Genomic DNA, 12,721 nt, shown 5'->3' on the forward strand with positions numbered 1-12,721 from the left:
AGGCGAGGGTGATCAGGCGTTTCGCGAACAGGTCGATGGCGGGGCCTGTTCGGGTGGGTCAGCGGCGGAGGCCGCGGGCCGCGATGAGGAGTGCTGCTGCCGTGATGGCTGCGATGACCGCCGTCGAGTGGGCGTAGGCCTGGGTGTTGCCGGTGACGGCTGACTGGAAGCCGTGGAGGGCCCAGTAGCCCGGGGTCGCGGGGGCCACCGTGGTGACCCAGTGGGGGAGGACCGTCAGGGGGACCAGGCAGCCGCTGAGGCAGGTGATCGTGAGGGCGCCGATGTCGGAGGCGGCGGCCAACTGGCCCTGGGTGCGGGCGTGTACGCCGAGTGCCAGGCCGCAGGACGTGACGCAGGCCGCCCAGAGGAGGGCCAGCAGGGGGAGGCGCCAGGTGCCGGCCGTGAGGGGGAAGCCGAAGGCCGCGGTCGCGAAGAGGAAGAGGATGGCCTGCTGGAGCAGGAAGAGTGTGATCAAGGGGGCCGCTTTTCCGGCCAGGATCGCGGAAGGGGACGCCGGGCCGGAGCGCAGGCGGTCCCAGGTGTGCCAAGTGCGTTCGGAGAGCAGGAGTTGGCCGGCCACGTCCAGGGCCAGCAGGGTGAACATCACCGCGATGCCCGGAGCGGCCTGCACGACGCCCGGTGTGCCGGGGGCGGCCAGGCGGTCGTACACCGGGTGGAGCACGCTCAGCAGGACCAGGGACATGACGGTGTAGGCGAGCGGGGTTCCCGGGTCCCTGATGAGGAGGACGAGGGTGTGGCGGGTCATAACACCGGTGTGGCGGGCCGTGGTTGACGTGAGTTCAGGCCGCATCGTGGGTCTCCGTGGGGAGTTGGCCGGTGGCCAGGCCGCGGTAGAGGTCGTCCAGTGAGGGTTCGCGGATCGTGGCCGAGCGGACCCGGGTGGTGTCGGGGCCCAAGTCCCGGAGGATTCGGGCCAGTTCCTGTGCCGGGTCCGTGGTGCTGAAGCGCAGTTCGCCGGGGGCGGTCGAGGGCTGTGCCAGGTGCCCGGGTACGGGGCCGTTGAACGTCACCGTGACCTCGCCGGGCAGGCCGTCCAGGAGGTCGGCGCGGTTGCCGCGGGCGATCACCCGGCCGGACGCGGCGACCGCGAGCGTGGCGTCCAGGTGCTCCAACTCCGGTAGGTAGTGCGTGGTGTAGCAGATCGCGGCGCCTTCGTCGGCGCGGGTCCTGACGAGTCGTAGCAGCGCTTCGCGGGTGGTGGGGTCGGCGCCGACGGTGGGTTCGTCGAGCAGTAGGACGCGGGGGCGGGGGAGGAGGACGGTGGCTGCCTGGGCGCGGCGCTGCTGGCCGCCGGAGAGTGTCGCGACGGGGCGGTCGAGTACGTCGGTGAGGAGCAACTCCTCGGCTACGGCGGCCAGTTCGGTGCGGAGTTCGGTGCGGCGCAGGCCCGCGAGGCCGCCGTAGAGGCGGAGGTTCTCGCGGAGGGTGGCAGTTGGGTAGAGGGCCAGTTCCTGGGGGGCCAGGCCGATCAGGCGGCGGGTGGAGCGTGGGGCGGTGGCGAGGTTCAGTCCGGCCGCGTGGACCGTGCCCGCGTCCGGGCGCTCCAGGCCGGCGACTATGCGGGCGAAGGTGGTTTTGCCGGCGCCGTTGTGGCCGATCAGGCCGCAGATCTCGCCGGGTTCTATGTGCAGGTCGAAGCCGTCGAGGGCCTGGACGGGGCCCCATCGTTTGCGCAGGCCGTTGACGGTCAGCATGGTCGCTCCCTCGATATATACAACGTATACGTATACTGTGTATACGTAGCTTCGAGTGAGGATGTCAAGTGACGCCACGGCGGATCAGTCGTGATCAAGTGCTGGACGTGACCTGGGAGTTGGCGACCCGGAAGGGGCTGTCGGCCGTCACGATGCGGGCCGTCGCGCAGGAGCTGGATGTCAACCCGATGACGCTCTACCGGCACGTCGGCGACAAGCAGGGACTCCTCGACGGGCTCGTGGAGCGGCTGTTGCTGGAGATCGAGGTGCCCGGGCCCGGAGTCGATTGGCGCGAGCAGCTGCGTCTGCTCGCCCGCAGCATGCGGGCCACGGCCCGCCGGCACCCCGATCTGTTCCTGCTGCTCTTTCAGCGGCCGGCGGTCACACCCGAGGCCGTCGGGCCTCGGAACGCGGTCTACGGTGCCCTGCGCGCCGCCGGTCTTCAGGAGGAGGGGATTCCGCGGGCCGAGCGGCTGCTGTCGACGTTCATGCTCGGGTTCGCCGCTTCGGAGGCCGGGGGGCGGTTCCGGGACGGTGATCCGGACGCGGACATGGCCTTCGCGGAAGACCTCATCGGCAGGCTCCTGGCCGAGGGCTAGAAGGCCGAGTGCCTACGGCGGCGGTCGGCCGTTGTCAGTGGCGTTTGGTAAGAATGCAAGCGTGAGCAGCGAGGACGGGGAACGGGACGGTGGGGCGGAGGGCGCGCCGCCTGAGCAGCTTGCGCTGATTCGGGAGAGTGTGCGGCAGGCGAAGGGGCCGAAGGCCAAGCCGCGGACGTGGCGGGGGGCCGCGCTGGCCGGGGAGCTGCCGGTCGCGCGGGTGTTGGTCGACAAAGGCGTGCTGCATCTTGATCGGTACTTCGACTATGCGGTGCCTGAGGAGCTCGACGCCGATGCGCAGCCCGGGGTGCGGGTGCGGGTCAGGTTCGGGGCCGGGCGGCATCGGGTGCGGGACGGGCGGCGTGAAGGTGGGGGGCTGATCGACGGGTTTCTCGTCGAGCGGCTGGCCGCGTCCGACTACTCCGGGCCGCTTGCCGCGCTGGCTCAGGTCGTGTCGCCCGAGCCCGTGCTGAGTGCGGAGCTTCTGGGGCTTGCTCGGGCCGTTGCCGATCGGTATGCCGGGAGTCTTGCCGATGTGCTGCAGCTGGCTGTGCCGCCGCGCAGTGCTCGGGCCGAGCAGAAGCCTTCGCCTGCGCCGTTGCCGTCGCCCGAGGTGCCCGCGGTGGGGTCCTGGGGGCGGTACGAGCGGGGGGCCGGGTTCCTGGAGGCGCTCGCTTCGGGGGGTGCGCCTCGGGCTGTGTGGAACGCGCTGCCTGGGCCCGAGTGGAGTGAGGAGACCGCTCGGGCCGTCGCCGCGACGCTGGCCTCGGGGCGGGGGGCGCTTGTCGTCGTGCCGGACGGGCGGGCCGCCGGGCGGGTCGATGCCGCGTTGACCGCGCTGCTGGGGGAGGGGCGGCATGCGGTGCTCACGGCGGATGCCGGGCCCGAGAAGCGGTATCGGCAGTGGCTGGCCGTGCGGCGGGGGGCTGTGCGTGCGGTCGTCGGGACGCGGGCCGCGATGTTCGCCCCCGTTCAGGATCTGGGGCTTGTCGCGATCTGGGACGACGGGGACGGGAGTCACAGCGAGCCGCATGCGCCGCAGCCGCACGCGCGGGATGTGCTGTTGCTGCGGGCTGCGTTGGACAAGTGCGGTTTCTTGTTGGGGAGTTGGAGTTGCACCGTGGAGGCGGCGCAGCTTGTGGAGAGCGGGTGGGCCCGGCCGTTGGTCGCGTCGCGGGATCAGGTGCGGGTGGCCGCGCCGCTCGTACGGACCGTGGGGGACGGGGACTTGGCGCGGGACGAGGCGGCTCGGGCCGCGCGGTTGCCTACGTTGGCCTGGCAGGCGGTGCGGGAGGGGCTGAAGCACGGGCCCGTGCTGGTGCAGGTGCCTCGGCGGGGGTATGTGCCGCGGATGGCTTGTGCGCAGTGTCGGGCCGCCGCGCGGTGTCGGCATTGTGCCGGGCCGTTGGAGGGGCAGGACGCGGGTGTGTTGCGCTGTGGGTGGTGCGGGGTCGAGGAGAACTCCTGGCACTGTCCTGAGTGCGGGGGGTTCCGGTTGCGGGCACAGATCGTGGGGGCTCGGCGGACCGCGGAGGAGTTGGGGCGGGCGTTTCCTGCGGTGCCGGTGCGGACGTCTGGGCGGGAGCAGGTGTTGGACACCGTGCCGGGGTCGCCCGCGTTGGTCGTGAGTACGCCGGGGGCCGAGCCGGTTGCCGAGGGGGGGTATGCGGCGGCCTTGTTGCTGGATGGGTGGGCGATGCTGGGGCGGCCTGATCTGCGGGCCGGGGAGGATGCGTTGCGGCGGTGGATCGCGGCGAGTTCGCTGGTGCGGGCGCAGGGGGTTGGGGGGACCGTGGTTGTCGTTGCGGAACCTACTTTGCGGCCTGTGCAGGCGTTGGTTCGGTGGGATCCCGTTGGGCATGCGGTGCGGGAGCTTGCGGAGCGGGGGGAGTTGGGGTTTCCGCCGGTTTCTCGGATGGCTGCGGTGGCGGGGAGTGCGGGGGGTGTCGCGGAATTTCTTGGTGCCGTTGCACTGCCTTCGGATGCTGAGGTGTTGGGGCCCGTTCCGATGGGGGTGCCGGTTGCTTCGGCGGGGCGTGCTCGGCGGGTGGGGGATCCGCCTGTCGGGGAGGAGTGGGTGCGGGCGTTGATTCGGGTGCGGCCGGGGAGTGGGGGGGCGTTGGCTGCGGCGTTGAAGGCTGCGCAGGCTGCTCGGATGGCTCGGGGTGGGGGGGATGTGGTGCGGGTGCGGGTTGATCCGCCGGATATTGGGTGAGGGCCTCGGCCTTCGGCCTCGGGGGTGTCTCCCACCCGCGCGCCGCCCGTTCACCGCTCGTTGAGAGGTGGACGTTTGCCGTCGGGGTTCTCGCCGTTGGCGGCTGGCCGTTCGGCGTTCGTTGAGGGGGGCTTTGGCCGCTGGAGTTCTTGCCGTTGGCGGCTGGCCGTTCAGCGTTTGTTGAGAGGTGGAGCCTTGCTGTTGGGGTTCTTGTCGTCGGTGGCTGGCCGTTCGGCGTTCGCCGTTCGTTGAGGGGCGGGTCTTTGGCGTTGGGGGTTTCCGCCGTTGGTGGCTGGCCGTTCGGCGATTGTTGGGGGTGGACCCTGCCGTTAGTGGTCGGTCGTTCGGCGTTCGCTGAGGGGGCCTTTGACGTGGGGGCTCTCGGCGTTGGCGGGCAGTCGTGCGGGGTGTGGGCTGCGGGAGAACTGGTTTCTGCATGCCGCTGCCTCCCGGGTTTGGGCCGGGAGGCAGGTGGGGTTCGAGTGGGGTCAGCCGTTGCGGGGGCCCGGGAAGGCTGTGGGCCTGGCCTCGTCTCGGAGGGTGGGGCTGCCTGCTGTGGGCTGGGTCGGCATGGAGCGGGCCGCGGGGACCGTGGGGAGGGTCGGCATCGTGGGCATGGCGGGCATCGTGGGGAGGCCCGTGTTCACGCCTACCGGGCGGGTCGTCGCAGCCTCCGTCGTGCGTTCGGCGTCGGCCGCGGCCTGGGTCGCGGCGCGGCGGGCGCCGTAGCGGCGGTGGACCGCCTGCTTGGTGACACCCAGGGCGGAGCCCACCGCGTCCCACGAGAAGCCGAGTGAGCGGTCGAAGTCCACGGCGGCCGTGACCAGGGTCTCGACACTGTCCCGCAGCTCCTGCGCGAGACGGACCGTCGGGGCGGGAGCGCGTCCGTAGACGACGAAGCCCGTGGACGGGCCGGAGCGGCGCGGGCGGTAGACGTTGCCCAGCTGGGCGGTGAGCGTGCGCAGTGCGTCCACCTGCCGGCGGACCCGCTCGATGTCCCGCACCAGCAAGTGCAGGCTGGCCCGAGCCTGGGCGTCGTGGGTTGCGTGGTCGGCCATGAACAAGCCTCTCGAACCGGCGTTGAAAAGGATCGGGCCACGCGAATGCGGCCCAAGGAGGTCAACTCTTTCTTGACCAACGCCTGTGCGCTCTGCTGGTCACGCGAAGGGGGCGTAGGGGCATATGCGTACGCCCCCGCTGAATCGGTGTGCGCTGCGGGCGCCGGGGAGTTGACGGGTGTGAGCCGCCGGGCGGTCGTGCCGGGGTGCGCCATAGACTGGTGCGCTGCCCGCCCACCCTCCGCCCGAGAGGCCCGAACCCTCCTATGAAGCTCGTCTTCGCCGGTACCCCCGAGGTCGCCGTTCCCGCCCTGGACGCCCTGATCGCCTCCGGGCGGCACGAGGTGGCCGCCGTCGTCACGCGGCCCGACGCGCCGGCCGGGCGTGGGCGCAGGCTGGTGGCGAGTCCCGTCGCCGAGCGGGCCGAGGAGGCGGGCATCGAGGTGCTGAAGCCCGTGAAGCCGCGCGACCCGGAGTTCCTGGAGCGGCTGCGGGAGATCGCGCCCGACTGCTGTCCCGTCGTCGCCTACGGCGCCCTGCTGCCCCGGGTCGCCCTCGACATCCCCGCCCACGGCTGGGTCAACCTGCACTTCTCGCTGCTCCCCGCCTGGCGCGGTGCCGCCCCTGTGCAGCACTCCATCATGTCCGGCGACGAGATCACCGGCGCGTCCACCTTCCTGATCGAGGAGGGACTCGACTCCGGGCCCGTCTACGGCACCGTCACCGAGGAGATCCGCCCCACCGACACCAGCGGTGACCTGCTCACCCGGCTCGCGTTCGCCGGCTCGGGGCTGCTCGCGGCGACCATGGACGGTATCGAGGACGGCACGCTGAAGGCCGTACCGCAGCCGAACGAGGGCATCACCCTCGCGCCGAAGATCAACGTCGAGGACGCGCAGGTGGATTGGGCGGCTCCCGCGCTGCGGGTGGACCGGGTGGTGCGCGGGTGCACCCCCGCCCCGGGTGCCTGGACGGTGTTCCGCGGTGAGCGACTCAAGCTCATCCAGGCGGTGCCCGTGCCGGAGCGGACCGACCTCGCGCCCGGTGCGCTGGCCGTCGGCAAGAACAATGTGTACGTGGGCACCGGTTCGTACGCCGTCGAGCTGCTGTGGGTGCAGGCGCAGGGCAAGAAGCCGATGCGGGCGGCGGACTGGGCGCGGGGGGCGCGGATCGGGGTGGGGGAGAGCGTCGGGGGGCTCGGGGCTGCCTAGGCTCCGGGCGCGCCGGGCGCCCTGGGGACTCCGGGACCCCTGGGTACTCCGGGACCTCGGGCACCGAAGGGCCTTCGGCACCCCGGCACCCCGTGCAACTCGGCACTCCGGTACGCGCCGCATCCTGGGGATGTCCAGAACCCCGGCACTCCCGGGCCCCACGCCCCCCCGCGCACCCCGGGCCCTCGGGCACCTCAGGCACTCCGGGACCTCCAGCCCCCCAGCACCCCCGGCACCTCAGGCACTCCGGGACCTCCAGCCCCCCAGCGCCCCCCGGCACCCAGGCACCCCGGAACCTCCAGACCCCGCCACCCCCGGCACCTCCATGCGCGAGACGTCCCGCGCACAGGCACCCCGGTGCGACGTACGCTGGGTGCACATCTCAGCCAGAAATCCGGAGCACCTTTTTCGTGAGCGAGCAGTCCCCGCGACCCCGTAAGCCCGGCAAGCCCTACCGTCGGCCGCAGAAGGACCCCGTCCGTTTCCTCGCCTTCGAGGCGTTGCGGGCCGTGGACGAGCGGGACGCGTACGCCAACCTCGTTCTGCCGCCGCTGCTGCGGAAGGCGCGCGAGAAGGGCGACTTCGACGCCCGGGACGCCGCGCTCGCGACCGAGTTGGTGTACGGGACGCTGCGCAAGCAGGGGACCTACGACGCGATCATCGCCTCGTGCGTCGACCGGCCGCTGCGTGAGGTCGACCCGCCGGTGCTGGACGTGCTGAGCCTTGGGGTGCACCAGTTGCTCGGGACGCGGATCCCGACGCACGCCGCCGTGTCCGCCTCCGTCGAACTCGCCCGGGTCGTCCTCGGCGACGGGCGGGCCAAGTTCGTCAACGCCGTGCTGCGGAAGGTCGCGCAGGACGACCTCGACACCTGGATCGAACGGGTCGCGCCGCCCTACGACGACGACCCCGAGGACAACCTCGCCATCGTGCACTCGCACCCGCGCTGGGTCGTCTCCGCGCTGTGGGACTCGCTCGGCGGTGGGCGTGCCGGTATCGAGGACCTGCTGGAGGCCGACAACGAACGGCCCGAGGTGACCCTGGTCGCCCGGCCCGGCCGGTCCACCACCGAGGAACTGCTCCGCGAGGAGGCCGCGGTGCCGGGGCGCTGGTCGCCGTACGCCGTGCGGCTCAGCGAGGGCGGGGAGCCCGGGGCCGTGGAAGCGGTGAAGGAAGGGCGTGCGGGCGTGCAGGACGAGGGCAGTCAGCTGGTCGCTCTCGCGCTGGCCAACGCGCCCCTCGACGGGCCGGACGAGAAGTGGCTCGACGGGTGTGCCGGTCCCGGTGGCAAGGCCGCGCTGCTCGCCGCCGTGGCCGCCGAGCGCGGGGCGATGCTCCTCGCCTCCGAGAAGGCGCCGCACCGGGCAGGGCTGGTGGCGAAGTCCCTTGCCGGGAACCCGGGTCCGTACCAGGTCATCGCCGCCGACGGGACCCGGCCGCCGTGGCGTCCCGGGAGCTTCGACCGCGTCCTGATGGATGTGCCGTGTACCGGGCTCGGTGCCCTGCGCCGTCGCCCCGAGGCCCGTTGGCGGCGCCGCCCGGAGGACCTCGAAGGCTTCGCGCCCCTGCAACGCGACCTGTTGGGCACCGCGCTTGAATCCGTGCGCGTCGGCGGTGTCGTCGGTTACGCGACCTGCTCTCCGCACCTCGCCGAGACCCGGGCCGTCGTCGACGACATCCTCAAGCAGTACCCGCACACCGAACTGATCGACGCCCGCCCGCTCCTGCCCGACGTCCCGGCACTCGGCGCGGGCCCCGACGTACAGCTGTGGCCCCACCTGCACGGAACCGACGCGATGTATCTGGCGCTGATCCGCCGGACCGGGTGACCTGACGGCCGCACGGGGCTCGGTGCGCTGTTCGGCATGCCAACTACCGCCACCCACCCCGCCGCCGTTGTCCCAGCGCGCCCGAACAGGCATCGCGGTCGGTCTCCAGCCGGGCACCGCTCCCCGGCCCGCTCGCACCCCCGCCGTCACCCCACGCGCTGAAGCGCCTCCCGCGTCAGGTCGGCAAGGGTCGGATACCCGTCGACCGCCATGATCAGGTCGGCCTCCGCGAGGAGGGAGCGGAGGACGTGGACGATGCCGTCCGTGCCGCCGAGGGCGAGGCCGTAGGCGTAGGGGCGGCCGATGCCTACGGCGGTGGCGCCCAGGGCGATGGCCTTGACGATGTCGGCGCCGCTGCGGATGCCGGAGTCGAACAGGACCGGGAGGCCGTCCGCCGCCTCGACCACGGCGGGGAGCGCGTCCAGGGCGGGGAGGCCGCCGTTGGCCTGGCGGCCGCCGTGGTTGGAGCAGTAGACGCCGTCCACGCCTCCGTCCTTCGCGCGGCGTACGTCCTCGGGGTGGCAGATGCCCTTGACGATCAGGGGGAGGTCGGTGAGGGACCGTAGCCAGGGGAGGTCGTCCCAGGTGAGGGGGTTGCCGAAGAGCTGGGTCCAGAGGAGGACCGCGGACTGGGGGTCCTCCTCCGGGGTGCGGGGGAGGCGGGCGCGGAAGACCGGGTCGCTGGTGTAGTTGGCGAGGCAATGGCCGCGCAGCTGGGGGAAGTTGGCGGTGGACAGGTCGCGGGGGCGCCAGCCGGTGACCCAGGTGTCCAGGGTGACCACGATGCCCTTGTAGCCCGCCTGTTCCGCGCGCTGGACGAGGCTCGCGGCGAGGTCCTTGTCGGTGGGGGTGTAGAGCTGGAACAGGCCCGGTGTGTCGCCGAACTCGCCGGCCACCTCCTCCAGCGGGTCGACCGTCAGCGTGGAGGCGACCATCGGAACTCCCGTGCGTGCGGCGGCCCTCGCGGTCGCCAGGTCGCCGTGGCCGTCCTGGGCGCACAGGCCGATGACGCCGATCGGGGTCATGAAGACGGGGGAGGGCAGCCGCATCCCGAACAGGTCGACGGACAGGTCGCGTTCGGCCGCGCCGACGAACATGCGGGGGACCAGGCCCCAGTGGTCGAAGGCGGTGACGTTGGCCCGCTGGGTGCGTTCGTCTCCGGCGCCGCCCGCGACGTACGACCACACGGAGGGCGGCAGCGCGGAGCTCGCTCGGTCCTCCAGTTCCGCGAAGGCCATGGGGTAGGACGGCACGATGCCGCCGAGCCCGTTCAGGTAGATCTCGTTCTGGTAGGAGCCGAACGGCTGTCCCGTGCCCATGCCATCTCCCTCTGCGCTGAGGTGCCGGATTCTCGCACCCCGGGTCAGGCGGAGGGTGTCGCGGGGGCCGGCCGACAAGGGGCGCGGGGAACGGCGCGACCAGCCACGGCGAACCGGCACCCGAAATCCCACGGCATCCACAACGGACCGATGCGGCTAACCCCCGGAGGGCATGGCAGGCTTGGGGCATGCCCGTGCAGATCAACCCCAGCATCCTGTCCGCCGACTTCGCCCGCCTGGCCGAAGAGGCGAAGGCGGTAGAAGGAGCCGACTGGCTCCACGTGGACGTCATGGACAACCACTTCGTCCCGAACCTCACCCTCGGCGTACCGGTCGTAGAGTCGCTGGCCCGGGCGACGGACACCCCGCTGGACTGCCATCTGATGATCGAGGACGCCGATCGCTGGGCGCCGCAGTACGTCGAGGCGGGTGCCTCCTCCGTCACCTTCCACGTCGAGGCGGCCGGTGCGCCGGTGCGGCTGGCCCGTGAGATTCGGGCCAAGGGAGCGCGCGCGTCCATGGCGCTGAAGCCCGCGACGCCGATCGAGCCGTACGAGGATCTGCTCCCCGAACTCGACATGTTGCTGATCATGACCGTGGAGCCGGGCTTCGGTGGCCAGTCGTTCCTCGACATCATGCTGCCGAAGATCCGGCGCACCCGTGAGCTGATCAAGAAGCACGGACTGGAGCTGTGGCTGCAGGTCGACGGGGGAGTTTCGGCCGCGACGATCGAGCGCTGCGCGGACGCGGGCGCGGACGTGTTCGTCGCCGGTTCGGCGGTCTACGGGGCATCCGACCCGGCCGCGGCGGTACGTGCACTGCGCACGCAGGCGGAGGGGGCCACCGGCAAGGCATCCTGGGCGTGCGACCACTGAGCGGCAGGTATGTGAACGGCGGCCATCAAGGCTGATCAAGTGCGCCGGATCTGCAAGGATGAACGGCGAATCCAGAGTGTGAACAGCAGTGAGGAGATCGCCGTGTCGGGTATGTCGGCGGGCCGGTCAGCCATGCGGATGGGACCCGCAGAGCTGGTGCAGGCGGCGGCCATGGCCCGCCGCTTCTACCTCGAGGGCAAGTCCAAGATCCAGATCGCGGAGGAGTTCGGCGTCAGCCGCTTCAAGGTGGCCCGGGTCCTGGAGACCGCTCTCGAACGGGATCTCGTACGGATCGAGATCCGAGTACCGGCCGAACTGGACGCGGAGCGCTCGGACGCGCTGCGTGCCCGGTACGGCCTGAGGCACGCCGTCGTGGTCGAGTCCCCGGCCGAGGTCAGCGAGGAGTCGCCCGATCCCGAGAACCTCGGGGAGGTCGCGGCCGACCTGCTCGGCGAGCTGGTCAACGAAGGCGATGTGCTCGGCCTGGCCTGGGGCCGGTCCACCATCCACATGGCGGCCGCCCTCGACCGGCTGCCGCCCTGCACGGTGGTCCAGCTGACGGGCGTGTACGACGCCGGGACCGCCGAGCGCGGCTCGGTCGAGGCCGTACGGCGGGCCGCGCAGGTGTCGGGCGGCGACGCCCACCCCATCTACGCGCCGATGCTGCTGCCGGACGCGGCCACCGCAGAAGCGTTGCGCCACCAGACGGGGATCGCCCGGGCCTTCGAGTACTTCGACAAGGTCACGGTCGCCTGCGTCTCCATCGGCTCCTGGGAGCCGGGCATCTCGACGGTCTACGACATGCTCAGCGACGAGGAGCGGGCGCACTACTCGTCCTTCGGTGTCGCCGCCGAGACGTCCGCGCACCTCTTCGACGCCGAGGGCCGCCGGGTCGGCCGGGACTTGGGCGAGCGGTGCATCACCGTCAAGGCGGACCAGTTGCGCCGTATCCCCGAGGTCGTCGCGATCGCGGGCGGGCAGCGGAAGGCGGCGGCGATCGACGCGGTGCTGCGGTCCGGTCTGGTCACCAGCCTGGTGACGGACACCGCGGCGGCCGACTACCTGATGACGGCCGGCTCACCGCCGAAGTCGGCGCTCAGCCGGACGGACCCCGACGGGATCTGACGGACCCTGACAACAGGCCTTGAGGGGTCGGCCGTGGCAGCATCGGGCGCATGCTGCTGCGGTTCGTCCCCCGAGTGCTTCTCGCCTGCCGGGTTCTTCTCGTCTGTCTGGCCGGACTGCTGCCGGTCGGCTGTTCCTCTACGGCCACCAGCGGTACCGACGCCAGTAGCGTCAAGCTCTCCCAACTCCCCGCCGAGGCACGGCAGACCGTCGCCCTCATCGACAAGGGCGGACCCTTCCCGTACGCCAAGGACGGGGTCGTCTTCGGGAACTACGAGAAGCTGCTGCCCCAGCAAAAGCGCGGCTACTACCACGAATACACCGTCAGGACGCCGGGCTCGCGCGATCGCGGGGCCCGGCGCATTGTCACCGGGCAGGACGGCGAGATCTACTACACCGATGATCACTACAAGTCGTTCAGGACGGTACTGAGATGACGGAGCTCGCGGTCACGCTCGACCTCGACGGGGTCACGGACAAGGCCGGCCTGATGGACCGCTGTGCCCGTGCGCTGTCCCTGCCCGACTGGTTCGGCCGGAACTGGGACGCCCTCGCCGACAGCCTCGGCGACCACACCGTGTGGCCCGAGGGCGCGGTGGAGCGGGGGCTGCTGGTCGTCGTACGGAACTGGCAGCCGTACGCCAAGGCGCGGCCCGACGAGTGGGAGACTGCCGTCGGTGTCTTCGGGGACGCGGTCGACGCGACGTCGGAGCTTTCCGTCGTGCTCGCGCTGGGCGGAGCCGGGCGCTAGCCCGATTGTCCGAGGCGGCTGGCA

12 protein-coding genes are annotated in these 12,721 nt (G+C 71.8%); 8 read left to right on the top strand and 4 right to left on the bottom strand.

Features of this window, described 5'->3' with window-relative positions:
• Positions 1-58: 58 nt before the first annotated feature.
• A complete protein-coding gene (locus tag OO69_RS21205; RefSeq protein ID WP_234444491.1) occupies positions 59-766 on the bottom strand; it encodes an ABC transporter permease in 708 nt (235 codons plus the stop codon).
• A gap of 34 nt (positions 767-800) precedes the next feature.
• Positions 801-1,715, bottom strand: coding sequence for an ABC transporter ATP-binding protein (locus tag OO69_RS21210; RefSeq protein ID WP_033282298.1), 915 nt, complete (start codon positions 1,713-1,715; stop codon positions 801-803).
• A gap of 68 nt (positions 1,716-1,783) precedes the next feature.
• On the opposite strand from OO69_RS21210, the gene OO69_RS21215 reads away from it, so the two are divergent.
• Both OO69_RS21215 and OO69_RS21220 read left to right on the top strand, forming a co-directional pair.
• Positions 1,784-2,314, top strand: a complete 531-nt coding sequence (locus OO69_RS21215; RefSeq protein WP_033282299.1) for a TetR/AcrR family transcriptional regulator — start codon at positions 1,784-1,786, stop codon at positions 2,312-2,314.
• 61 nt (positions 2,315-2,375) lie between these two features.
• On the top strand, positions 2,376-4,529 hold the full coding sequence (locus OO69_RS21220) for a primosomal protein N' (protein WP_033282300.1): 2,154 nt from the start codon (positions 2,376-2,378) through the stop codon (positions 4,527-4,529).
• Positions 4,530-5,017: 488 nt separating this feature from the next.
• Here the strand turns inward: OO69_RS21220 and OO69_RS21225 are convergent, their stop codons facing one another.
• The gene (locus OO69_RS21225; protein ID WP_033282301.1) at positions 5,018-5,587 is read right to left on the bottom strand and encodes a hypothetical protein; all 570 of its coding nucleotides are present in this window, start codon (positions 5,585-5,587) and stop codon (positions 5,018-5,020) included.
• Positions 5,588-5,853: 266 nt separating this feature from the next.
• Between OO69_RS21225 and fmt the strand changes: the two genes are divergently transcribed.
• Both fmt and OO69_RS21235 read left to right on the top strand, forming a co-directional pair.
• The gene (gene fmt, locus OO69_RS21230) at positions 5,854-6,798 is read left to right on the top strand and encodes a methionyl-tRNA formyltransferase (protein ID WP_033282302.1); all 945 of its coding nucleotides are present in this window, start codon (positions 5,854-5,856) and stop codon (positions 6,796-6,798) included.
• Positions 6,799-7,208: 410 nt separating this feature from the next.
• A complete protein-coding gene (locus OO69_RS21235; protein ID WP_033282303.1) occupies positions 7,209-8,627 on the top strand; it encodes an RsmB/NOP family class I SAM-dependent RNA methyltransferase in 1,419 nt (472 codons plus the stop codon).
• Positions 8,628-8,773: 146 nt separating this feature from the next.
• Here OO69_RS21235 and OO69_RS21240 read toward each other — a convergent pair whose 3' ends face one another.
• Complete coding sequence (locus OO69_RS21240) at positions 8,774-9,946, bottom strand: alpha-hydroxy-acid oxidizing protein (protein ID WP_033282304.1); 1,173 nt, start codon at positions 9,944-9,946, stop codon at positions 8,774-8,776.
• 188 nt (positions 9,947-10,134) lie between these two features.
• On the opposite strand from OO69_RS21240, the gene rpe reads away from it, so the two are divergent.
• From rpe to OO69_RS21260, 4 genes are all read left to right on the top strand, one after another.
• On the top strand, positions 10,135-10,821 hold the full coding sequence (gene rpe, locus OO69_RS21245; RefSeq protein WP_033282305.1) for a ribulose-phosphate 3-epimerase: 687 nt from the start codon (positions 10,135-10,137) through the stop codon (positions 10,819-10,821).
• Between the two features lie 78 nt (positions 10,822-10,899).
• The gene (locus OO69_RS21250; RefSeq protein ID WP_019059715.1) at positions 10,900-11,946 is read left to right on the top strand and encodes a sugar-binding transcriptional regulator; all 1,047 of its coding nucleotides are present in this window, start codon (positions 10,900-10,902) and stop codon (positions 11,944-11,946) included.
• Positions 11,947-11,996: 50 nt separating this feature from the next.
• Positions 11,997-12,383: a ribonuclease domain-containing protein gene (locus tag OO69_RS21255; RefSeq protein ID WP_033282306.1), complete on the top strand. Its 387-nt coding sequence runs from the start codon at positions 11,997-11,999 to the stop codon at positions 12,381-12,383.
• Complete coding sequence (locus OO69_RS21260; RefSeq protein WP_033282307.1) at positions 12,380-12,697, top strand: barstar family protein; 318 nt, start codon at positions 12,380-12,382, stop codon at positions 12,695-12,697. The genes OO69_RS21255 and OO69_RS21260 overlap by 4 nt, the downstream gene beginning before the upstream one ends.
• Positions 12,698-12,721: the final 24 nt, after the last annotated feature.

This window comes from Streptomyces sp. NRRL F-525, from assembly GCF_000716605.1.
GTDB lineage: Bacteria > Actinomycetota > Actinomycetes > Streptomycetales > Streptomycetaceae > Streptomyces.